The sequence below is a fragment of the Streptomyces sp. HUAS TT7 genome (assembly GCF_051550175.1).
Lineage (GTDB): Bacteria > Actinomycetota > Actinomycetes > Streptomycetales > Streptomycetaceae > Streptomyces.
On record NZ_CP196175.1, the window covers coordinates 2,544,092 to 2,564,638 of the forward strand.

A 20,547-nucleotide genomic window follows, 5' to 3' on the forward strand; every position below is an offset into this window, starting at 1 on the left:
CGGCTCGATGGCGAGCCGGGGCGGTTGAGTGAGAGGAGAGGGGCAGCGGGGATTAGCCCATCTCCTCCAACGCCTTGCCCTTGGTCTCCTTGACGTACTTGAGCACGAAGGGGATCGAGAGCACGGCGAAGACCGAGTAGATGACGTAGGTGCCCGACAGGTTCCAGTCCGACAGGCTCGGGAAGCTCGCCGTGATGGCCCAGTTGGCGATCCACTGGGCGGCCGCGGCGACACCCAGGGCCGCGGCGCGGATCCGGTTCGGGAACATCTCGCCGAGGAAGACCCACACCACCACGCCCCAGGACAGGGCGAAGAAGAGCACGAAGACGTGGGCGGCGATCAGGGCCACGACGCCCTGGGTGTTGGGGAGCTTGCCGTCGACGAGGTTGGCCGAGAAGGCCCAGGCCTCGACGGCGAGCGCGGCCGCCATGCCGATGGAGCCGACCAGCGCGAGCGGCTTGCGTCCGACCCGGTCGACCAGGACCATCGCGATCACGGTGCCGATGATGTTGATGATCGACGTGGTGAACGAGTAGAAGAACGAGCTCGACGGGTCGATGCCCACCGACTGCCAGAGCGTCGAGGAGTAGTAGAACGCGACGTTGATGCCGACGAGCTGCTGGAAGACCGAGAGGCCGATGCCGACCCAGACGATGGGCAGGAAGCCCCACTTGGAGCCGAGCAGGTCCTTGAAGGTCGACTTGTGCTCGGACTTCATGGCGTGCTCGATCTCGGCGACGCGGGCGTCGAGGTCGACGTTCTTGCCCTCGACGTCGGCGAGCACCTTCTTGGCGTCGGCGTCGCGGCCGACCGAGATGAGGAAGCGCGGCGACTCGGGGATGGCGAAGGAGAGCAGCCCGTACAGGATGGCCGGGATCACCATCACTCCGAGCATGACCTGCCAGGCCTCAAGCCCGATGAGCTTGCCGCGCTGCTCGCCGCCGGCGGCGTTGAGGATGCCCCAGTTGACGAGCTGGGAGATCGCGATGCCGATGACGATCGCGGCCTGCTGGAAGGAGCCGAGCCGGCCGCGGTAGGCGGGCGGGGCGACCTCGGCGATGTAGGCCGGGCCGATGACCGAGGCCATACCGATGGCGAAGCCGCCGATGATCCGCCAGAACGCGAGGTCCCACAGCGCGAACGGCAGCGCCGAGCCGATGGCGCTGATGGTGAACAGCGTCGCCGCGATCTGCATGCAGCGGATGCGTCCGATGCGGTCGGCGATCCGGCCCGCGGTGGCGGCGCCGATCGCGCAGCCGATCAGGGCGATGGCGATCACCTGGGCCAGCGTCCCGGACCCGATGGAGTACCGGTCACGGATCGCCTCTACGGCGCCGTTGATCACGGAACTGTCGTAGCCGAAGAGGAAGCCGCCCATCGCGGCCGCCGCCGTGATGAAGATGACATGGCCGAGGTGGTCCGGCGCGGTCTGGCCGCCTCCGGACGCCTGCGCCTGCGCGGTACTGGTCACGTGTACTCCTGGGGCCGCCCGGCAGCGTCGCCGGGCGTGAGGGGACTCCTCCAAGTGGCGCACAACTTCCCGTCACCCACCACTTGAAGGTAAAAGCAACGTTGCAGAGACTATGCCTTCAAGTTTCGAAGTCAATACCTGTTCGGTTGTGAATTTACAGGCACGACTCGCCGCCGAATGTTCAAGACTTGAAGAAGTGGAGATCAGCCCAGGGATCGGCCACCGCGGTGCGGGGCCGAAGCGGCCGCCGGCCTCAGCGCAGCCGCTGGCTGATCACCTTCGACACGCCGTCGCCCTGCATCGAGACGCCGTACAGCGCGTCGGCGACCTCCATGGTCCGCTTCTGGTGCGTGATCACGATCAGCTGCGAGGACTCCTGGAGCTCCTGCATGATCCGGATCAGCCGCTGGAGGTTGGTGTCGTCCAGAGCCGCCTCGACCTCGTCCATCACATAGAACGGGCTCGGCCTGGCCTTGAAGATGGACACGAGCAGCGCGACGGCCGTCAGCGAGCGCTCACCGCCGGAGAGCAGCGAGAGCCGCTTGACCTTCTTGCCCGGCGGCCGCGCCTCGACGTCGACGCCGGTGGCGAGCATGTTGCCGGGGTCGGTCAGGATCAGCCGGCCCTCGCCGCCCGGGAAGAGCCGCGCGAACACGCCCTCGAACTCCCTGGCCGTGTCGCGGTAGGCCTCGGTGAAGACCTGCTCCACCCGCTCGTCCACCTCCTTCACCACTTGAAGGAGGTCGGTCCGGGTCTTCTTGAGGTCCTCCAGCTGCTCGGAGAGGAACTTGTGGCGCTCCTCAAGGGCGGCGAATTCCTCCAGGGCGAGCGGGTTGACCTTCCCGAGCTGGTGATACGCCCGTTCGGCTGCCCGGAGCCGCTTCTCCTGCTCGGCGCGCACGTAGCGGACCGGCTGGTTGCGGGGGTGCTCGCCCGCGGCGGGGCCGCTGACTGATGCAGTATCCGGCAGCTCCTCTCCCTCGGCGGGCGGCGAGGGGGCCACCGGCTGGTCGGGCCCGTACTCCGCGACGAGCCCGGCCGGCTCGACCCCCAGCTCCTCCAGCGCCTTGGTCTCCAGCTGCTCGATCCGCAGCCGCTTCTCGGCACCGAGTACCTCGCCGCGGTGAACCGAATCGGTGAGTTTGTCGAGTTCCGCCTTGAGGTCCCGGCCGGCGCCGCGGGCCCCGGTCAGCTCCTGCTCGCGCTCGGCCTTGGCCGCCTCGGCCCCGGCCCGCTCCCGCTCGGCCCGCACCAGCGACACCTCGACATGGGCGAGCAGGGTGCGGGCACCTGATGCGACGGCCTCGGCGACGGCCGCCTCGTGCCGCAGCCGGGCGCGGCGCTGCTCGGCGCGAGCCCGCGCCTCGCGCTCGGCCCGGGCTGCGCGGTCGAGCCCGTCGGCCCGCCCGGCGAGCGCCTTGACCCGCTCTTCGTGGGTACGGGCCTGGAGCCGGGCTTCCATCTCGGTCTGGCGGGCGTTGGCGCCATCGGCCGCGAGCCGGTCCCGCACCGACGTGTCGGGCTCCTCCTCGACCGGCATCTCCTCGGCGACCAGCAGCCGTTCGGCCAGCTCCTCGGCCTCCTCGGTGGCCTTCTCCAGGGCCTCCTGGGCGCGGGCGGCGGCTGCCGCGGTCCGCTCGGCCTCGCCGGCCGCGCCGCGCGCCTGCCCGGCGAGCCGGCCGAGCTGCTGGGCGACGGAGGACCGCGCCCTTTCAGCGGCCCGCCGACGCTCCCCCAACTCCTCGACGCGCAGGGCGAGTTCACTGCGCCGTTCGGTGGCCCGCTGTTGCGCGCCGGCCAGCTCCTCGCACCGCACGGCCAGGTCGGCGAGCTCGGCGGCGGCCTCGTCGACGGAGGCCTGCACCTCCAGGAGGCTGGGCGCGCCGGCCGATCCGCCGTGCGCGAAGTGGGCGGCGAGTACGTCGCCTTCGGCGGTGACGGCGGTCAGCGCGGGCCGCGCGTAGACCAGGTCCTCGGCATCCTCCAGGGTGTCGACCACGGCGACGTCGCGCAGCAGGCGCCGTACGGCGGGCATCAGTTCGGCGGGGCCGCGGACCAGGTCGGCGGCGCGAGGCGGGCCTTCACCGCGGGCCGGCAGCTCGTCCTCCGGAGCGCCGTTCAGGAGCAGGGCGGCGCGGCCGGCGTCCTGCTTGCGCAGCATGCGGATGGCCTCGGCGGCCGCCGATGGTCCGCTCACCGCGATCGCGTCGGCCGCGGCGCCCAAGGCGGCCGCGACCGGCACCTCGTACCCGGGTGCCACGGTGAGCAGTCCGGCGGCGGGGCCGAGCAGCCCGGTCAGCGCGTCGCGGGCGCCGAGCAGCGCGCCCGTGCCGTCCTTGCGGCGCAGCCCCAGCGCGAGCGCGTCGTGCCGGGCGGCGGTGGCGGCACGTTTCCGCTCGGCGGCGGTGGCCTCCTCGCGGGCTGCGCCGAGCGCGGCCTCGGCCTCGGCGAGCTCGCGCTTGGCCGCGTCATGGGCCTCGGCGAGCTCGGTGTCGTCGGCTTCGAGGCCGTCCACCTCGGCCTTGAGCTGCTCGTACTCCTCCTGCGCGAGCGCGGCCCGCTCCCCCGCCTCGTCGCGCGCGGCGGCGAGCCGGTCGATCTCGGCCTGCGCGGAACCCGCCCTGCTCCGCGCCGCGTTGACCTGCCCGTGCAGCCGCGCGAGGCCCTCGCGCCGGTCCGCGATGGCCCGGGCCACATCCTTCAAACGCCGTTCCTCGACGGCGAGTTCCCGCTCAAGGTCGGCGCGGTGGGCGGAGGTGTCCTCCAGGGCGTGCTCGGCCGCTTCGAGGGCGGCCTCCAGCTCGGCCTCCTGTTCGCGGATCCGGGCGGCCTCGCGCTCCATGTCCTCCGGGTCGCGGCCGCGCCGCTCCTCCGGCGGCTGCGCGCTCGCGCTCTTGACCCGGGCATCGGCGAGCGAGATCGTGCCGCGCACCCGCTCGGCCAGCTGGGACAGCTCGTACCAGGTCTGCTGGGCGCGCTGGAGCCGGGGCGACAGCTGCCGTACCTGGTCCTCCAGTTGGGCCTCGCGGGCCAGGGCCGCCTTGAGGTCGGCCTCCGCGCTCTCCTTGCGGCGCAGCAGCTCGGCCTCGTCGGCGATCTCGGCGCTGAGCGCCTCCCGCATCCGTACGAGGTCGTCGGCGAGGAGGCGAAGACGGGCGTCGCGCAGGTCGGCCTGGATGACGGCGGCGCGGCGCGCGACGGCGGCCTGGCGGCCGAGCGGCTTGAGCTGGCGGCGCAGCTCGTCGGTGAGGTCCTGGACGCGGGCGAGGTTGGCCTTCATCGCGTCCAGCTTCCGCAGCGCCTTCTCCTTGCGCTTGCGGTGCTTGAGGACGCCCGCCGCCTCCTCGATGAAGGCGCGCCGCCCCATCGGGTCGGCGTGCAGGACCGAGTCGAGCTGGCCCTGCCCGACGATGACGTGCATCTCGCGGCCGATGCCGGAGTCGGAGAGCAGTTCCTGGATGTCGAGCAGCCGGCAGGTGTCGCCGTTGATCTGGTATTCGCTGCCGCCGTTGCGGAACATGATCCGCGTGATGGTGACTTCGGCGTATTCGATGGGCAGCGCGCCGTCGGAATTGTCGATGGTGAGGGAGACTTCGGCGCGGCCGAGCGGCGGGCGGCCGGTCGTCCCGGCGAAGATGACGTCCTCCATCTTTCCGCCGCGCAGCGACTTGGCGCCCTGCTCACCCATGACCCAGCTCAGCGCGTCCACGACGTTGGACTTGCCGGATCCGTTGGGGCCCACCACACAGGTGATGCCCGGCTCGAACTTCAGCGTGGTCGCGGACGCGAAGGATTTGAATCCGCGCAGAGTGAGGGCCTTGAGGTGCACGCCGCCGGACTCTACCTTTCACTCTCGGTTTCGCCCAGGAAGGTGCAGGGCACATCAGACCGTAAGGGAAAGGCAGACCGGCCCGTCGTGCGCCGGAAGAAAGAAAGAAGGGACGCCGGAGCGTCCCTTGCAATACATTGCAGGTCTTGCGGATCTCTCGATCTCGACGAGAGGGACGGAAGCCTCTCTCACCCCGGGGTCAGGTGAGTGCGGGCTCCGCCTGCGGGACGTCGATGTCGATGCCTTCGAGCAGCGAATCTCCGCGGTGCGAAGCGGCGGCAGCGGACAGCACGTCGTTCTCGGACTGAATCCGGTTGAGCTCGGACTCAAGGTCCTGGACGCGCTGCTGGAGCCGTCGCATCTCGGCGAGGAGTCGCGGGTCGGAACCGCCGACGTAACCGAGAAGCGCCTTTGCCATGATGGATGGTCCTCCACACTGAGTGACCGACCGAAGCGGTGTGGGTCGTGAGGGAATCGCACCCGCGGTGCTTGGACTTGACTGCGGTTCTTCATGCCAAACAGCTAAGGTGCGCGGGGCTTCCAGGGTCTCACCAAAAAGTTTGACGGTCAACACGATCACGCCCCGTATCCACCGGCAATCCGGGGGCCCGCAACCGCTGAACGAGCGGTGCTGCCACTTCTCGGAGCCCTGGGGGCGTGGAGATCATCCGTACTGTTGGCAGCTTTGCACGCCGGGCGCGAGATGGCAACAGGCAGATCGTTCGAGGTCAGCGCGTGGTTGCGAGCCGGACGCGGGGTGTCACCGCGACCGGCTGCCGCTCGGTTGCGTGAGGTGCTCAGCGGATGGCGAAGGTGTCGTAGCCGCCCCGCGCTGTGTCCCAGATCTCCGTCACTCCGTCGACCCGGCCCGGCGTGTCGTCGGAGCGAAGCCACTCCAGCAAACGGTGGCAATTCTCACGCGGCCCCTCGGCGACGACCTGGACGCGTCCGTCGTCCAGATTCAGGGCGAACCCGCTGAGGCCGCCGATCTCCAGAGCATTTGCCCTGGTGAACCAGCGGAAGCCGACTTGTTGCACTCGCCCGCGCACCCAGGCCGTGAGTCGAACATCTCCGTGCGCATCTTCGTTCATACCTGCACGCTAACCGGCCAATTGCTCACGCAGCACTTCGCCCCCATGCGTCATGGCGTACAGTCGCGACGAAATGAGCCTCACCCGTATGGGTTAGTTCCCATTTGATCATCTACGGCCGATCGCGGCCACCGCGGCAATGCGACCAGGCGTTGCCCATGGCACTGAGGAAGGCACAGCAGATGGGACGCCATCGTCGCTCCGCCGCCGAACCCGCGCCCGCAGATCCCGCGGTGGGCCAGGACGGCCGGCCCCGGGGTGGAACACGCCGGAAGAAGCGGGTGATCGTGCCCGTGCGCACCGGGCTGCTCGGCGTCTCCGCCGCCGTGGCCGTGGGTGCGGTGGCCGTCGCCTCGGGCCTGCTGCCGGGCGGCGGTACGTACAAGGTGAGCGGCGACACCATGGCCGGCGGCCAGGTCCACGCGAACCAGACGCCTGACGTACAGCCGCAGGGCGGCGAGTCGGAGAAGCCGAGCAGCGCGGCACCCACGCCCTCCGAGTCGGCCAAGGCCGCGCACGCGCCGTCGACCGCCCCCTCCCCCAGTGCCTCGGCCACGCCGTCGGCGCCCGCATCCGCGCCCACCCCTCAGAAGAAGTCCGCGCCTCCGGCACCGGCCCCGTCGAAGCCGGCCTCCCCGTCGAGCGCCCCGCCCAAGCTCGTCCCCTCGCAGCGTGCCCAGGTGCCGACCCCCGAGGCCTCGGCCGCCGCCACCGTGATGTCGCTGGTCAACATGGAGCGCGCGCAGGCCGGTTGCAGCCCGGTGTCGGCGAGCCCGGCGCTGGCCTCGCTCGCCACCGCCTTCAGCGACGACATGGCCGCCCGCGGCTTCTTCGACCACACCGACCCGGACGGCAGGACGCCGTGGGACCGGGCCGCGAAGGCGGGCGTCCAGGGTCTCGGCGGCGAGAACATCGCCCGCGGCCAGGCGGATGCCAAGGCCGTGATGGACGCCTGGATGAACAGCCCGGGCCACCGCGCGAACATCCTGAACTGCGAGTACAAGACCCTGGGCGTCGGCGTGCACTTCGGCCCCGGCGGCCCCTGGTGGACCCAGGACTTCGGCTTTTGATCACCAGTTTTTGATCACCGGGTTGTGATCGCCCGGTTTTTGATCATTGCCCCGGACGCACATCCGCTCCGAACCATCGGCCATCCGTAATCGCATGTACATAATTCGCTTCGTACGCGCACGAAAGGGCCCCCTCCGTTGCGAACGGCGGGGGCCCTTTCGTATGCGCGCATTCCGATCCTGATGCGAAGAAATTGGAGCGCGCGCCGTTCTGTATTGATCAAGCGGTCGGGAAGCGATCAGGCGCTCACGGCCGCCTTGCCCGTGATGAAGACGCGGGTGGTCTCGGTGATGCGGCGGCCCAGGTGTTCGGCGGTGGCTATGTCGGCCTTGTGGACGCCTTCGGGGCCCTCGTCGGAGTTGGTCTGGGCACCGGCGCCGGAGGAGAAGCCGAGCCGGTTGAGGTCGTGCTCGGAGCCCGCGGTGGAGTTCCAGCCGGGCTTCAGGCCGAGGTTCACCCAGTGCATGCCGTGCTGGGCGGCCAGCGTCTGGAAGTACTGCAGGGTATGGCTCTTGTCGCCGCTCTTGGAGCCGGAGTTGGTGAAGCCGGCGGCGAGCTTGTCCAGCCAGGCGTCGGCGAACCAGCGCTTGGAGGTGGCCTCGGCGAACTGGTGGAAGGCGCCCGACGCGGTGCCCATGTAGGTGGGCGAGCCGAAGACGATGGCGTCGGAGGCGTCGAGGAGCGCCCAGTCGGCCTCGGTGATGGCGTCGACCTTGATGAAGTGCACGGTGGCCCCGGCCTCGGCGGCACCGGCGCGGACGGCCTCGGCGAGGACGGCGGTGTGGCCGTAGCCGGAGTGGTAGGCGATCGAGACAACAGGAGTGGTCACGGCAGGAATCCCCTCGGGAAGGTCAGAAAAGTGGCGGAGCGGGTGCGACGGCGGTGGGCCGGTTCCGCGGCGGCTGCCCGCTGCGGCGCTGCCCATAGGTAAGCACTAACCTCAAGTTAGCGCAACCCAGACGTGTGCGCTGCATGGGAGTACCCTGGGGTCATGGAAGAGACAGCTACGAGCACCAAGTGCACCGCCGAAGCCGCCGCCGACGCGGATCTGGCGTTCAACGTGTTCTCCAAGGCCTGCCCGTCCCGGCGCACGCTGGAGGACGTCACGGGGCGCTGGGGCAGCCTGACGCTCGGCGGGCTGTACGAGGGGAGCCTGCGCTTCAACGAGCTGCGGCGGCGGGTCGACGGCGTGAGCGAGAAGATGCTCTCCCAGACGCTGCACTCACTGGAGCGCGACGGCCTCGTACACCGCGAGGCACAGCCGACGAACCCGCCGCGGGTCGACTACGAACTGACTCCGCTGGGCCGCGAGGTGACCGAACGGCTGCTCTCGCTCATCCACTTCGTGGAGGGCCGGATGCCTGCGGTCCTTGAGGCGCAGCAGAGCTACGACGCGGAGCGCGGGGCCCTCTGACACTTCGGGCAGAAGTAGCTGGACCGGTTCATCCAGGCGCGTCGGCGCATGGCTGTCCCGCAGCGCCGGCACGGCTCGCCCTCGCGGCCGTATGCGTCGAGGGAGCGCTCGAAGTAGCCGGACTCGCCGTTCACATTGACGTAGAGGCTGTCGAAGCTGGTGCCGCCGACGGCGAGCGCCTCGTTCATCACTTCCCGTGCGTGGCCCAGGAGTTCGGACGCCTTGGGCCGGTTCAGGGTCGCGGTCGGGCGGTCGTAGTGCAGCCGGGCGCGCCAGAGCGCCTCGTCGGCGTAGATGTTGCCGACCCCGCTGATGAGCGATTGATCGAGCAGCGCTCGTTTGACCGTGGTGCGCCGCAGCCGCAGCGCCGCGAAGAAGGCCTCGTCGTCGAATGCGGGGTCCAGCGGGTCCCGGGCGATGTGCGCGATGACGTCGGGCAGCCCGTCGGGCGTGTTGTCGTGCAGCGAGAGCCCGCCGAAGGTCCGCTGGTCGACGAAGCGCAGCTCGGTGCCGGCATCGTCCTGGAACCTGACCCGGATCCGCAGATGCTTCTCGTCCGGGGCGTCCTGCGGCTGCACGAGCAACTGCCCGCTCATGCCGAGGTGCCCGAGCACGGAGGCGTCCGTGTCCGCGAGCGGCAGCCACAGATACTTCCCGCGCCGCTGGGCGACGCCGATCCGGTGCCCCTTGAGCCGTGCCGCGAAGTCGGCGCCCCCGGCGAGGTGGCGGCGTACGGCGCGCGGATGCAGCACCTCGACGTCCGCCACCGTGCGCCCGGCCACCCAGCGCTCAAGTCCGCGCCGGACCACTTCGACTTCAGGCAGCTCAGGCATGCGCGCAGATTACCGCGCGCCCGGGGGGCCTTCGCAGCGGGCCCGGACATAGGGCTCGGCTTCTGCGCGGGCGAGCGAAAACCCCCGCCCCGCACCGGAGTGCGCTGGACGGGGGCTCGAAGGAAGGAGGCTGATCAGGCCGATGCGCCGGCGGCGGGGGTCGGCGACCCGCCATCGGCCGCGGCGACGACGGGAGCTTCCGCCGCGGCCTTGGCCCGCTCGTCGGCGGCGGCGCGAATGGCCCGCCATGCCGACTCCGCGGCCTGCTGTTCCGCTTCCTTCTTGCTGCGGCCGGTGCCGGTGCCGTACGAGACACCACCGACGCGGGCGGCAGCAGTAAAGGTCTTCTCGTGGTCGGGTCCGGTTTCGGAGACCAGGTACTCGGGAACGCCGAGCCCTTCGGCCGCCGTGAGCTCCTGGAGACTGGTCTTCCAGTCCAGGCCGGCCCCAAGGTTCGAGGACTTCTCGATCAGGGGGTCGAACAGCTTGTGGACGAGCGCGGACGCCGCCTCAAGACCCTGGTCGAGATAGACAGCGCCGATCACCGCTTCAAGGGTGTCGGCGAGGATGGATGCCTTGTCCCGGCCGCCCGTGCCCTCTTCGCCCCGGCCGAGCCGGATGAAGGAGCCGAGTTCGAGCCCTCGGCCCACCTCCGCGAGCGCACGAGAATTGACCACCGCGGCCCGGAGCTTGGCCAGTTGGCCTTCCGGGAGATCGGGGTGGGTGCGGTACAGCGTGTCGGTGACGACCAGACCGAGCACCGAGTCCCCGAGGAACTCAAGCCGCTCATTGGTCGGCAGACCGCCGTTCTCGTACGCGTACGAACGGTGGGTGAGCGCACGCACCAGAAGGGCGGACTCGAGCTGATACCCGAGCCGCCCTTCCAGAAGCGTGTGGGACGAGGCCGTGTTGTTGTCCGCCTTTTTGGCGTTGGACTCAGACATCGGGCCTCTCACCAGCCGCTCAGACCTCGAGGACCTGGCGCTTGTTGTAGGTGCCGCAGCTCGGGCACGCGATGTGCTGGAGCTTCGGCTCATGGCAGCGCTCGCACGCAACCAGGGTGGGGACCGCAGCCTTCCACTGCGACCGGCGGTGGCGCGTGTTGCTGCGCGACATCTTCCGCTTCGGAACAGCCACGGCTACTTCTCCTGCTTCTCGGCGGCATCGTGCACGTCAGACGCAGTGCCGCTCATGTTGTCCTTCTCGCCGTCCTGGATGGTCCCGGCGAGTCCCTGCAGTGCCGCCCAACGGATGTCGACGGCGTCGTGGTGGTGGTCCGGGTCGTCCGCCAGGCTCGCTCCGCATTCGGAACAGAGCCCGGGGCAGTCCTCCCGGCACACCGGCTGCATCGGCAGTGCGAGCACCACCGCATCGCGCAGCAAAGGCTCGAGGTCGAACATGCCGTCCTCAAGCGGGATCATGTCCTCGTCGTCCTCGGCATCGTCGTCCGCGGCTGCCTTGCGGCGGCCCCGGTCGTCGGTGTCGGGGTACGAGAACATTTCCTGGAAGTCCACTTCAACGTCCTGCTGAAGCGGCTCCAGACACCTTACGCACTCACCCTCGGCCGATGCACGGGCGGTGCCTGTGACAAGCACCCCTTCCATGACCGACTCCAGGCGGAGCTCGATTTCCACGGGCCTGCCCTCGGGCACGTGGATGACCTCGGGGATCCCGAGATCCTTCGGGGCCTCCACGGTGCGGGAGAGCCGCTGGAGCGCACCGGGACGCCGCCCCAGCTCGTGTGTGTCGAACACGAGGGGATTGCGGTGGTCGAGGCGCGTGCTCAGGGCTCTTCCTGCTTTCGAGGTCGTGGAGTGGCTGCCACCGGCTTCGCAGAGCGAATCGGGCAGCGTGGATCGCGGACGTACGCGCGACCGAAGAGCCAGGATAACGGACCGGCCGCGATAGGCCCAATCCGGCCCGGTCCCCCCACCTTCGGGTGGCGTACGGCCGCGTGGGGTCACGGGCGGTTCTGCCCGTGACCCTGCTCGTAGGCGCGCAGCTGATCCAGGTTGATCATGCTGGTGTCGAAGAGGCTGGTCTCGTCGAGCGCGGCCTGCTGCGGCTGGTGCTGGGGCTGCGGCGGCGCGCCGTACTGCCCGGCGTCGGGGGCCGTGTACTGCTGCTGGTTCGGGTCGTAGGCGTACGGGTCCTGCTGGGCGTACCCGTACTGCGCGTACTGCTCCTGCTGCTGGGGCTGGTGCTGCTGGTAGGCGTACGGGTCCTGCTGCGGCTGCTGGTAGCCGTACGGGTCGTACGCCTGGGGCTGCTGTGCCGGGATGTGCGGCTCGGCGGCGGCGTGGGCGGCGGCCGGGTCCGGCTCGGCGAGCTCGGCGAGGCCCGCCAGGTAGTCGGCGTCGCTGGTGTGCTGGTGCAGGTCGCCCGCCGCGTCCTGGGCGGCCATGTGGGCGCCCAGCTCGTCGGAGGCGGTGCGGCCGTGCAGCTTCTGGCGGCCGCGGCCGACCGCTTCGAGGGTCTTGGCGAGCACCGCCTCGAAGGCGCCCAGCTTGGCGTCGACGTACTCGTCGGCCCGGTGGATCAGCGTGCCCGGGTCCGCGCTGTACTCGGGGGCGTCCTCGTCCGTGCGGCCCTGGTCGTCCAGGCCCGGGCCGCGGCCGAGCAGCTTCTCGCGGCCGCGGTCGACCGAGCCGATGGTCTTGGTGAGGACGACCTCGAAGTTGGCCAGCTTGGAGTCGACGTAGTCGTCGGCCTCGGCGCGGATCTCCTCGGCGTCCCGGCGGGCCTCGCTGAGGATGCGGTCGGCCTCGTCCTGGGACTGGCGGGCGACGGCGGTGTCGGAGATCAGCGTGCCGCGCTGGGCGTGCGCGGACTCGATGATCCGCTCGGCCTCCTGGCGGGCCTGCTCGACCATCTGCTCACGGCCGCCGATCAGCTCCTGGGCCTGGGCGAGCGAGCCGGGCAGGGCCTGGCGCACCTCTTCCAGCATCGCGAGGAGTTCGGCGCGGTTGACCACGCACGAGGCCGACATGGGCATGGACCGGGCGCTGCCGACCACCTCGACGATCTCGTCGAGCTTCTTCTGCACGTCCACCGGTGATCGCCACTCTTCTAACGGATTGGAGACGGACGGGACGACTGTAAGGCCAGTCGGCGCCCGCCCGACACCGGGTGACGGACCGTCAGCGGACGGCCCCGTGGCTCACTTCTCGGCGAGCCGGGCGACCAGGGCCTCGTGGACGGTGGCCGGCAGCAGGTGGGAGACGTCTCCGCCCCAGGTCGCGACCTCCTTGACCAGCGAGGACGACAGGAAGCTGTACGTCGGATTGGTGGGCACGAACAGGGTCTCGACGCCCGAGAGCCCGTTGTTCATCTGGGCCATCTGCAGCTCGTAGTCGAAGTCGCTGACGGCACGGAGGCCCTTGACGATCGCGGGGATGTCCCGCTGCTTGCAGAAGTCGACGAGCAGGCCGTGGAAGGACTCGACCTCCACGTTGCCGAGGTCGGCCGTCACCTCGCGGATCAACTCGATCCGCTCCTCGATGGTGAACAGGCCCTGCTTCGACTGGTTGATCATCACCGCGACATGTACGACGTCGTACAGGCGGGAGGCGCGGGCGATGATGTCGAGGTGTCCGTTGGTGATGGGGTCAAAGGACCCCGGACAGACGGCGCGGCGCAACTGATGTCCCTCGCTCTCCGGTCCGGTCATGGGATGTCTCGCGGTGCGTCTTCGCACGTGGAGGCGGCGCGACCGTACCAAAGCGTGCCCTCGCCGTAGCGACGGGCCCGCAGTGCTTCGAATCCTTCGGGCCAGCCGAATTCCCCGCCTCTGGTGCTGCGCTCCACGGTGACGAGACAGTCCTCCGCGAGCCAGCCCCCACGACGGAGTGTGAGCAGGATCTCCCGAAGATCGTCATCGGTGACGGCGTACGGAGGGTCCAGGAAAATCACGTCGTACGGGTCGGCGGGCGCCGGGCCTGTCACGATCTGCTCCGCTTTGCCGGTACGCACTTCGGCGCCGGGCAGCTTGAGCGCGGCCACGTTGTCGCGGACGGTGCGGGCGGCGCGGCCGTCGGCCTCGACGAGCAGGGCGTGGACCGCGCCCCGCGAGAGCGCCTCCAGTCCCACGGCTCCGGAGCCCGCGTACAGATCGGCGATCCGGATGCCGTCGAGCGTGCCGAGCAGCGCCTCCCAAGTGGAGAAGAGGCCCTCGCGCGCCCGGTCGGAGGTGGGGCGGGTGCCGGTGCCCGGAGGTACGGCGAGGCGGCGTCCACCGGCCCGGCCGGCGATCACGCGGGTCATCTCAGTCCTTGTCCGTGTACATGCGTCGGATGTGCCTCCCCAGTCTCTCAGCCCTTGTCGAGGTACTGCTCGCGGTCCTTGTCCAGGAGGGCGTCCAGGGCCGTGCGCAGCCCCGGGAGGTGTTCGAGATCCGGGTCCTCGGCGACCACCGTGGCGGCCTCCTCGCGGGCGGCGGCGATGACCTCCTCGTCGTCGATGACGGTGAGCATCCGCAGCGAGGAGCGCACCCCGGACTGGGCCTGGCCCAGCACATCGCCCTCGCGGCGCTGTTCGAGGTCGATGCGGGAGAGCTCGAAGCCGTCGAGGGTGGAGGCCACGGCGTTGAGACGGGCCCGGGCCGCGCTCGCCTCCGGCATGTCGGTGACCAGCAGGCACAGGCCCGGCGCGGAGCCACGGCCGACGCGGCCGCGCAGCTGGTGGAGCTGGGACACGCCGAACCGGTCGGCGTCCATGATCACCATCGCGGTGGCGTTCGGCACGTTCACGCCGACCTCGATGACGGTGGTGGCGACCAGGACGTCCACCTCGCCCGCGCCGAACCGGCGCATCACGTCGTCCTTGTCGTCCGGCTGCATCCGGCCGTGCAGGATCTCGGTGCGCAGCCCCTGGAGGGGGCCCTTGGACAGCTGGTCGGCGATCTCGATCACGGCGAGCGGGGGCCGCTTGTCGGCGGTCTCGGCCTCCTCGGCCTTCTTCTTCCCCTTGGCGGACTTGGCCTCGTCCTCGTCGTCCCCGATGCGCGGGCACACCACGTACGCCTGGTGCCCCTTGTCGACCTCCTCGCGGACCCGCTCCCAGGCGCGGGCCAGGAAGTGCGGCTTGTCCTGGGCGGGGACGACATGGCTGGCGATGGGCGAGCGCCCGGCGGGCAGCTGGTCCAGGACCGAGGTCTCCAGGTCGCCGAAGACCGTCATGGCGACCGTGCGCGGGATGGGCGTGGCTGTCATGACGAGCAGGTGCGGGGGCTGCTTGCCCTTGCCGCGCAGGGCGTCGCGCTGCTCGACGCCGAAACGGTGCTGCTCATCGACGACGACCAGGCCGAGGTCGTGGAACTGCACCTTGTCCTCGATCAGGGCGTGCGTGCCGATGACGACACCCGCCTCGCCGGTGACCAGGTCGAGGAGGGCCTGGCGCCGGGCAGGCATCCCCATGGAGCCGGTGAGCAGCACGACCTTGGTCCCGAGGTCGGAGCCTCCCAGCATCCCGCCCTCGGCGAGCTCGCCCATCATCTCGGTGATGGAGCGGTGGTGCTGCTGGGCGAGGACCTCGGTGGGCGCGAGCATCGCGGCCTGCCCGCCGGAGTCGACGACGGCGAGCATGGCGCGCAGCGCGACCATCGTCTTTCCCGAACCCACCTCCCCCTGAAGCAGCCGGTGCATCGGGTGCTCGGTGGCCAGGTCGTCGAAGATCTCCTTCGAGACCTTCTGCTGGCCCTCGGTGAGGGTGAAGGGCAGCTTGGCGTCGAAGGCGTCGAGCAGGCCTCCCGGGGCCGGTCGCCTTGCCACCGCCGGGAGTTGGCCGTCCGCGTGGCGGCGGCGGGCGAGGGCCACCTGGAGGACGAACGCCTCGTCCCACTTCAGGCGCTGGCGGGCGTCCTCGATGTCGGCCTTGCTGTGCGGCCGGTGGACCTTGAGGAGGGCCTCGGGCAGGGAGACGAAGCCGCGGCCGTCGCGCAGGGCCACGGGGAGCGGGTCCACGGCCTCCTGCGCGCTGGGCAGCACCGCGTCGACCGCCTTGGCGATCTTCCAGGACTCCAGGCCCTTGCAGGCCGGGTAGATCGGGATCAGGGCGCCCGCCCACGAGTCGATGTCGACCGCGTCATCGCCCTCGGCCGCGTCCGCGCCCAGCTTCGCGTAGGTGGGGTGGGCCAGCTGCATGCGCCGGTTGAACATCGACACCTTGCCGGCGAACATCGCCCGGCTGCCGGGCAGCAGCTCCTTGTGCGGCTTGTGGATGCCGCGCCCGAAGAACACCAGCTGGAGGCGGCCGCTGCCGTCGGTGATGGTGATCTCCAGGCGCTGGCCGCGCCCTCCGTTGAAGGTGTGCACCCGGGCGTCGGCGACCTGGGCGACGACCGTGACGTCCTCGTCCAGGGGCAGCTCGGCCAGCTTGGTGAGCTGGCCGCGCTCCTCGTACCGCCGCGGGTAGTGGTGCAGGAGGTCGCCGACCGTGTGCAGGTCGAGGTGCTCGGCCATCACCTTCGCGGTGGGTCCGCCGAGCAGCTTCTTCAGTGGTTCTTCGAGCGCAGGCACGCGATCCATTGCACACCACCGGACTGACAGCCCGCCAAAGGCTGTGGATAACCGCTGGTCACACCGGCGCCGCGGCCCCCTGGGCCGGCGCCTCCCCACTCCAGCCGCCGCGTCACGCCGGGAGGAGGCGGAGGCGGTCCTGGAACACCTGCGGGGCCGAGGCGGGCGCGCACCTCGTCCGGCCGAGGAGGAGCATCCCGTACGGCGTCAACAGCCGTGTTCCGTACGGGAGTTGCTGCTCCCGGCCGGACCACCGCACCCTCGGGGTCACTCCACGCCGATGAACAGCGGAACCCCTTGGTGGCCGCCCTCGTACACCACGGTGTCGACCGCCAAGTGGGCCTTGCCGACATGGGATTCGAGCTGGGCGGCCAGCTCCGGCGGGGCGTCGGCGGCCAGGACCAGGGTGACCAGTTCGCCGCCCGCCGCCAGCATCCGGTCGAGGACGGTGCGGGCGGTGTCGGCCAGGTCGTTGCCGATGACCACCACGTCGCCGTCGATGAGGCCGAGGACGTCCCCGGCCTGGCAGACGCCGGCCATCGTCCACGACTGCCGCTCGGCGACGGCGAGTTCGGCGTGCCGGGTGGCGCCGGCCGCGGAGGTCATCGCGACGACGTCCTCGTCGAAGCGCCGCTCGGGGGCGTGCACGGCGAGCGCCGCGATGCCCTGGACGGCGGCCCGGGTCGGGATGAGCGCGACCCGGATGCCCTCGGACCGCGCCTGCTCGACGGCGGCCGCGGCCGTGTGGCGCAGCTCGGCGTCGTTCGGCAGCAGCACGACCTCGCGGGCGTGCGCGCGCCGGATCGCCTCGACGAGCTCCCCGCTGGCCGGGGCCTCACCGGGCCGGGCGAGCACGGTCGTCGCCCCCGCCTCGGCGCAGAGCCCGGCCAGGCCCTCGCCGGGCACGACGGCGACCACGGCCCGCTGGACCTGCTCCCTGGGCGGCTCGACGACGGCCGGCTGCTCGAAGTGCGTGATCCGGATCCGGTAGGGCCGGCCCGCCTCGACCCCGGCCTCGACGGCGGCGCCCGCGTCGTCGACGTGCACATGGACGTTCCAGAGCCCGTCGCCGCCGACGACCACCAGGGAGTCGCCGAGCCCGTCGAGCCTGGTGCGCAGCCGGTCCACGGCGGCGTCGTCGGCCTCCAGGAGGTAGATGACCTCGAAGGCGGGCCCGGCGCCGACCGCCTCGGCCGGGCAGTCCTCCACGGGCACGGGGACCCGCGCCTCGTGGCGTACGACGGGGGCCTCGCCGGAGAGGGCCTGGACGAGGGCGCCGAGCACGGTCACCAGACCCCGGCCGCCCGCGTCCACGACGCCCGCGCGTCCGAGGGCGGCGAGCTGGGAGGGCGTCCGGTCCAGGGCGTCCCGGGCGCCCGCATAGGCCGCCTGGGCCACCGCCGCCGGGGTGCCGCTCGCGTTCTCGGCGGACTTGGCGGCGGCGGTCGCCACCGACAGGACGGTGCCCTCGACGGGGTGGGCGACCGCGAGGTAGGCGGCGGAGGCGGCCCTGCGCAGCGCCGCCGCCAGGTTCCCCTCGCCCTCCGCGACGACCTCCGCCATGCCCCGCAGGAGCTGGGCGAGGATCGTGCCGGAGTTCCCGCGGGCGCCGATCAGCGCGCCGTGCGCCATGGCCCGTACAACATCGGCGGTGGGCGGGATGCCGTCGTACACGGGCGGCTCGGGGTAGGCGGCGAAGACCGCCTCGACGGCCTGGGCCGCGGACTCCATCGTCAGATACAGGTTGGTGCCGGTGTCCCCGTCCGCAACCGGGTACACGTTGATGGCGTCGATCGCCTCGCGGTCCCGGCCCAGCGCGTCCAGCGCCAGCGCGCACCAGCCGCGTACCGCGACGGCATCGAGGGTCTGCGGCACCTGGTGGTCCTCCTTGCGGGAAGCGGATGAGCGGCTGAAGCGCAGGGTAGACCCGGTGCGGGCCGGGGTCCGGGGCGGGGGCGGCCGGGGTCGTGGTAGTTTCGTATCTCGGGAGCAGCCGTTGTATGCTGCTTCGGTTGCCCGGCGAGAGTCGGGCCAATTCCCCCGGCAAGCCACTTCAGATCTCTGATTCCGGTGCGCCGGATTTCACTGTAAGTGCATTTAATGCATCTGAAGTCTTTGGAGTGACCCGTGGCTGCCAACTGCGACGTCTGCGGCAAGGGGCCGGGCTTCGGCAACAACATTTCGCACTCGCACCGCCGTACGTCTCGTCGCTGGAACCCGAACATCCAGCGTGTGCGTGCCGTGGTCGGTCGGACGCCGAAGCGGCTCAACGTCTGCACCTCGTGCATCAAGGCCGGCAAGGTCTCGCGCTAATTGCGACGTCTGTCGTAGCGCAGCCCCTGCGGTTGCCTTGAAAAGCCGGTCCACCTCGGTGGACCGGCTTTTTGCCGTACCCGTATCCGCTAGCGGAAGCGCCAGCCGTGGTCGACGGGCCCAATGCCCGCGCCCAGCGCGAATCCCGCGGCGATGGCGCCCGTGACGTACTCCTTGGCCGCCCGGACCGCCTCGGGGACCGTCATCCCCTTGGCGAGGCCCGAGGCGATGGCGGAGGCGAGCGTGCAGCCCGTGCCGTGGGTGTGCCGGTTGTCCAGGCGCGGGGCCCGCAGCCAGTGCTCCTCGGCCCCGTCGGTGAGCAGGTCCACGGCATCGCCGGGGTAGTGTCCACCCTTGATCAGCGCCCACCGCGGCCCGTACTCCAGGATCGCGGCGGCCGCCCGCCGCATCCCGTCCTCGTCCTCGACCTGGACGCCGGTGAGCTGGGCCACCTCGTCCAGGTTGGGGGTGGCGACGGTCGCGGCGGGCAGCAGCCGGGTGCGTACGGAGTCGAGGGCCTCGGCGGCGAGCAGCGGGTCGCCGTGCTTGGAGACGCCCACCGGGTCCACGACGACGGGGGCGTCAGTGCCGGCGAGCAGCTCGGCCACCGCCTCCACCAGGGGCGCCGAGGACAGCATGCCGGTCTTCACGGCCTGGACGCCGATGTCGTCGACGACGGCCCGGTACTGGGCCCGTACCGCCTCCACCGGCAGTTCCCAGGCGCCCTGCACGCCCAGCGAGTTCTGCGCGGTGACGGCGGTGATCACGCTCATGCCGTGGACGCCGAGCGCCAGCATCGTCTTGAGGTCGGCCTGGATGCCGGCGCCGCCGCCGGAGTCGGATCCGGCGACGGTCAGCACGTTGGGGATCATGCGGGGTCGTCCCCGAAGTGGTCCCAGCCGCCCTTGCTGGTCCAGGGCGCGCCGTCCACGGTGACGGTGGGCAGCGCGGACGGGTTGAGGACCTCGCCGATGACCTTCCAGCGGGCCGGCAGCTTCACGTCCGGCGGGAACGTCGCCACGATCGCGTGGTCCTCGCCGCCGGTGAGCACCCACTGGAGCGGGTCGACGCCGACGGCCTGGCCGATGTCGCTCATCTGCGTCGGGATGTCGATGAGGCCCGAACGCAGGTCGATGCGGACCTTGCTGGCCTCGGCGATGTGGCCGAGGTCGGCGACCAGGCCGTCGCTGACGTCGGTCATGGCGGTGGCGCCGAGCCCGGCCGCCGCGGGGCCGGCGTGGTACGGGGGCTCCGGGCGGCGGTGTGCCTCGACGAAGGCGCGCGGCGAGCGGAAGCCGCGCGAGAGCACCGCGTAGCCCGCCGCCGACCAGCCGAGCCAGCCCGTCACCGCGACGACGTCGCCGGGCTGCGCGCCGGCCCGGGTCACCGGCTCGTGGTTGCGCAGATCGCCGAGCGCGGTGATCGCGACGGTGATGGTGTCCCCGCGTACGACGTCTCCGCCGACCACGGCCGCACCCGCGACCTGGCACTCGTCGCGGATGCCGTCCATCAGCTCGGTGGGCCAGGTGACCGGCAGTTCGGCCGGCACGACGAGGCCGAGAAGCACCGCGGTCGGCACCGCGCCCATGGCGGCGATGTCGGCCAAGTTCTGCGCGGCGGCCTTGCGGCCCACGTCGTACGCCGTCGACCAGTCGCGCCTGAAGTGCCGTCCCTCAAGGAGGATGTCCGTGCTGGCGACCACCCTGCGGTCGGGTGCGGTCACGACCGCCGCGTCGTCGCCCGGGCCCAGCCGGACCGCGGGGGTGGAGGTGAGCCGGGAGGTCAGCTCCCTGATGAGCCCGAACTCCCCCAACTCGCCCACAGTGCCTTTCACCGTGTCCCACCTCTCATCTTCGTACCCCATCTGCCCCCGTGCGCCTGCGGTCGCGAGCGGTCACGGGCGTGGGTACCGTCAACACATACGTCAACTTCATGGCCGCTCTCGCCCCTCGGCGCGAGCGGCCGGTCGCGCGGGTCTCCCCGTCGCGCGTGGCGACGCGGTACCGTGGC

Annotated in this window: 19 protein-coding genes; 3 read left to right on the forward strand and 16 right to left on the reverse strand. The window is 71.0% G+C overall.

Going from position 1 to position 20,547, the window contains the following annotated elements; translation table 11 throughout:
- Positions 1 to 52 precede the first annotated feature (52 nt).
- The 4 genes from ACSHXC_RS11225 to ACSHXC_RS11240 all read right to left on the reverse strand — a co-directional run bounded on the left by ACSHXC_RS11225 (position 53) and on the right by ACSHXC_RS11240 (position 6,391).
- Complete coding sequence (locus ACSHXC_RS11225; RefSeq protein ID WP_438291447.1) at positions 53 to 1,471, reverse strand: sugar porter family MFS transporter; 1,419 nt, start codon at positions 1,469 to 1,471, stop codon at positions 53 to 55.
- Between the two features lie 253 nt (positions 1,472 to 1,724).
- A complete protein-coding gene (smc, locus tag ACSHXC_RS11230) occupies positions 1,725 to 5,300 on the reverse strand; it encodes a chromosome segregation protein SMC (RefSeq protein WP_438291448.1) in 3,576 nt (1,191 codons plus the stop codon).
- Positions 5,301 to 5,499: 199 nt separating this feature from the next.
- Positions 5,500 to 5,718 (reverse strand): hypothetical protein, encoded by a 219-nt coding sequence (locus ACSHXC_RS11235; protein WP_053727915.1) that lies wholly within the window; start codon positions 5,716 to 5,718, stop codon positions 5,500 to 5,502.
- 379 nt (positions 5,719 to 6,097) lie between these two features.
- The gene (locus ACSHXC_RS11240) at positions 6,098 to 6,391 is read right to left on the reverse strand and encodes an acylphosphatase (RefSeq protein WP_078966592.1); all 294 of its coding nucleotides are present in this window, start codon (positions 6,389 to 6,391) and stop codon (positions 6,098 to 6,100) included.
- 182 nt (positions 6,392 to 6,573) lie between these two features.
- Between ACSHXC_RS11240 and ACSHXC_RS11245 the strand changes: the two genes are divergently transcribed.
- A complete protein-coding gene (locus ACSHXC_RS11245) occupies positions 6,574 to 7,461 on the forward strand; it encodes a CAP domain-containing protein (RefSeq protein ID WP_438291449.1) in 888 nt (295 codons plus the stop codon).
- Positions 7,462 to 7,700: 239 nt separating this feature from the next.
- Here the strand turns inward: ACSHXC_RS11245 and ACSHXC_RS11250 are convergent, their stop codons facing one another.
- On the reverse strand, positions 7,701 to 8,291 hold the full coding sequence (locus ACSHXC_RS11250; protein ID WP_438291450.1) for a flavodoxin family protein: 591 nt from the start codon (positions 8,289 to 8,291) through the stop codon (positions 7,701 to 7,703).
- A gap of 162 nt (positions 8,292 to 8,453) precedes the next feature.
- Here ACSHXC_RS11250 and ACSHXC_RS11255 point away from each other — a divergent pair, with 162 nt between their 5' ends.
- Entirely contained in the window at positions 8,454 to 8,876 is a 423-nt protein-coding gene (locus ACSHXC_RS11255) for a winged helix-turn-helix transcriptional regulator (protein WP_438291451.1), read from the forward strand.
- Here ACSHXC_RS11255 and mutM read toward each other — a convergent pair.
- From mutM to ACSHXC_RS11300, 9 genes are all read right to left on the reverse strand, one after another.
- Positions 8,849 to 9,709, reverse strand: a complete 861-nt coding sequence (gene mutM / locus ACSHXC_RS11260; RefSeq protein WP_438291452.1) for a bifunctional DNA-formamidopyrimidine glycosylase/DNA-(apurinic or apyrimidinic site) lyase — start codon at positions 9,707 to 9,709, stop codon at positions 8,849 to 8,851. The genes ACSHXC_RS11255 and mutM overlap by 28 nt on opposite strands.
- Positions 9,710 to 9,843: 134 nt before the next feature.
- The gene (gene rnc, locus ACSHXC_RS11265; protein WP_189968133.1) at positions 9,844 to 10,653 is read right to left on the reverse strand and encodes a ribonuclease III; all 810 of its coding nucleotides are present in this window, start codon (positions 10,651 to 10,653) and stop codon (positions 9,844 to 9,846) included.
- A 19-nt stretch (positions 10,654 to 10,672) separates the two neighbouring features.
- Entirely contained in the window at positions 10,673 to 10,846 is a 174-nt protein-coding gene (rpmF, locus tag ACSHXC_RS11270; RefSeq protein WP_007493396.1) for a 50S ribosomal protein L32, read from the reverse strand.
- 2 nt (positions 10,847 to 10,848) lie between these two features.
- Complete coding sequence (locus ACSHXC_RS11275; RefSeq protein ID WP_438296528.1) at positions 10,849 to 11,496, reverse strand: YceD family protein; 648 nt, start codon at positions 11,494 to 11,496, stop codon at positions 10,849 to 10,851.
- 173 nt (positions 11,497 to 11,669) lie between these two features.
- The gene (locus ACSHXC_RS11280) at positions 11,670 to 12,761 is read right to left on the reverse strand and encodes an ATP synthase F0 subunit B (RefSeq protein WP_438291453.1); all 1,092 of its coding nucleotides are present in this window, start codon (positions 12,759 to 12,761) and stop codon (positions 11,670 to 11,672) included.
- A 108-nt stretch (positions 12,762 to 12,869) separates the two neighbouring features.
- Entirely contained in the window at positions 12,870 to 13,349 is a 480-nt protein-coding gene (gene coaD, locus ACSHXC_RS11285; RefSeq protein ID WP_399489326.1) for a pantetheine-phosphate adenylyltransferase, read from the reverse strand.
- Positions 13,350 to 13,375: 26 nt separating this feature from the next.
- Positions 13,376 to 13,972: a 16S rRNA (guanine(966)-N(2))-methyltransferase RsmD gene (gene rsmD, locus ACSHXC_RS11290; protein ID WP_438291454.1), complete on the reverse strand. Its 597-nt coding sequence runs from the start codon at positions 13,970 to 13,972 to the stop codon at positions 13,376 to 13,378.
- Between the two features lie 47 nt (positions 13,973 to 14,019).
- Positions 14,020 to 16,233 carry an ATP-dependent DNA helicase RecG gene (gene recG, locus ACSHXC_RS11295; protein ID WP_438291455.1) on the reverse strand — a complete coding sequence of 738 codons (2,214 nt, stop codon included), beginning with the start codon at positions 16,231 to 16,233 and terminating at the stop codon, positions 14,020 to 14,022.
- A gap of 258 nt (positions 16,234 to 16,491) precedes the next feature.
- On the reverse strand, positions 16,492 to 18,099 hold the full coding sequence (locus ACSHXC_RS11300) for a DAK2 domain-containing protein (protein WP_438291456.1): 1,608 nt from the start codon (positions 18,097 to 18,099) through the stop codon (positions 16,492 to 16,494).
- 252 nt (positions 18,100 to 18,351) lie between these two features.
- Between ACSHXC_RS11300 and rpmB the strand changes: the two genes are divergently transcribed.
- Positions 18,352 to 18,537, forward strand: a complete 186-nt coding sequence (rpmB, locus tag ACSHXC_RS11305; protein WP_003957616.1) for a 50S ribosomal protein L28 — start codon at positions 18,352 to 18,354, stop codon at positions 18,535 to 18,537.
- A gap of 89 nt (positions 18,538 to 18,626) precedes the next feature.
- Here rpmB and thiD read toward each other — a convergent pair whose 3' ends face one another.
- Positions 18,627 to 19,409: a bifunctional hydroxymethylpyrimidine kinase/phosphomethylpyrimidine kinase gene (gene thiD, locus ACSHXC_RS11310; protein ID WP_438291457.1), complete on the reverse strand. Its 783-nt coding sequence runs from the start codon at positions 19,407 to 19,409 to the stop codon at positions 18,627 to 18,629.
- Positions 19,406 to 20,371: a thiamine-phosphate kinase gene (locus ACSHXC_RS11315; RefSeq protein WP_053727946.1), complete on the reverse strand. Its 966-nt coding sequence runs from the start codon at positions 20,369 to 20,371 to the stop codon at positions 19,406 to 19,408. The genes thiD and ACSHXC_RS11315 overlap by 4 nt, the downstream gene beginning before the upstream one ends.
- Positions 20,372 to 20,547: the final 176 nt, after the last annotated feature.

Bases quoted from the DNA above. Each gene is read 5' to 3' on its own strand.
- ACSHXC_RS11235 (WP_053727915.1), bottom strand. From the start codon at position 5,718: ATGGCAAAGGCGCTTCTCGGTTACGTCGGCGGTTCCGACCCGCGACTC.
- ACSHXC_RS11240 (WP_078966592.1), bottom strand. From the start codon at position 6,391: ATGAACGAAGATGCGCACGGAGATGTTCGACTCACGGCCTGGGTGCGC.
- ACSHXC_RS11245 (WP_438291449.1), top strand. From the start codon at position 6,574: ATGGGACGCCATCGTCGCTCCGCCGCCGAACCCGCGCCCGCAGATCCC.
- ACSHXC_RS11255 (WP_438291451.1), top strand. From the start codon at position 8,454: ATGGAAGAGACAGCTACGAGCACCAAGTGCACCGCCGAAGCCGCCGCC.
- mutM (WP_438291452.1), bottom strand. From the start codon at position 9,709: ATGCCTGAGCTGCCTGAAGTCGAAGTGGTCCGGCGCGGACTTGAGCGC.
- rnc (WP_189968133.1), bottom strand. From the start codon at position 10,653: ATGTCTGAGTCCAACGCCAAAAAGGCGGACAACAACACGGCCTCGTCC.
- rsmD (WP_438291454.1), bottom strand. From the start codon at position 13,972: ATGACCCGCGTGATCGCCGGCCGGGCCGGTGGACGCCGCCTCGCCGTA.
- recG (WP_438291455.1), bottom strand. From the start codon at position 16,233: ATGGATCGCGTGCCTGCGCTCGAAGAACCACTGAAGAAGCTGCTCGGC.
- thiD (WP_438291457.1), bottom strand. From the start codon at position 19,409: ATGATCCCCAACGTGCTGACCGTCGCCGGATCCGACTCCGGCGGCGGC.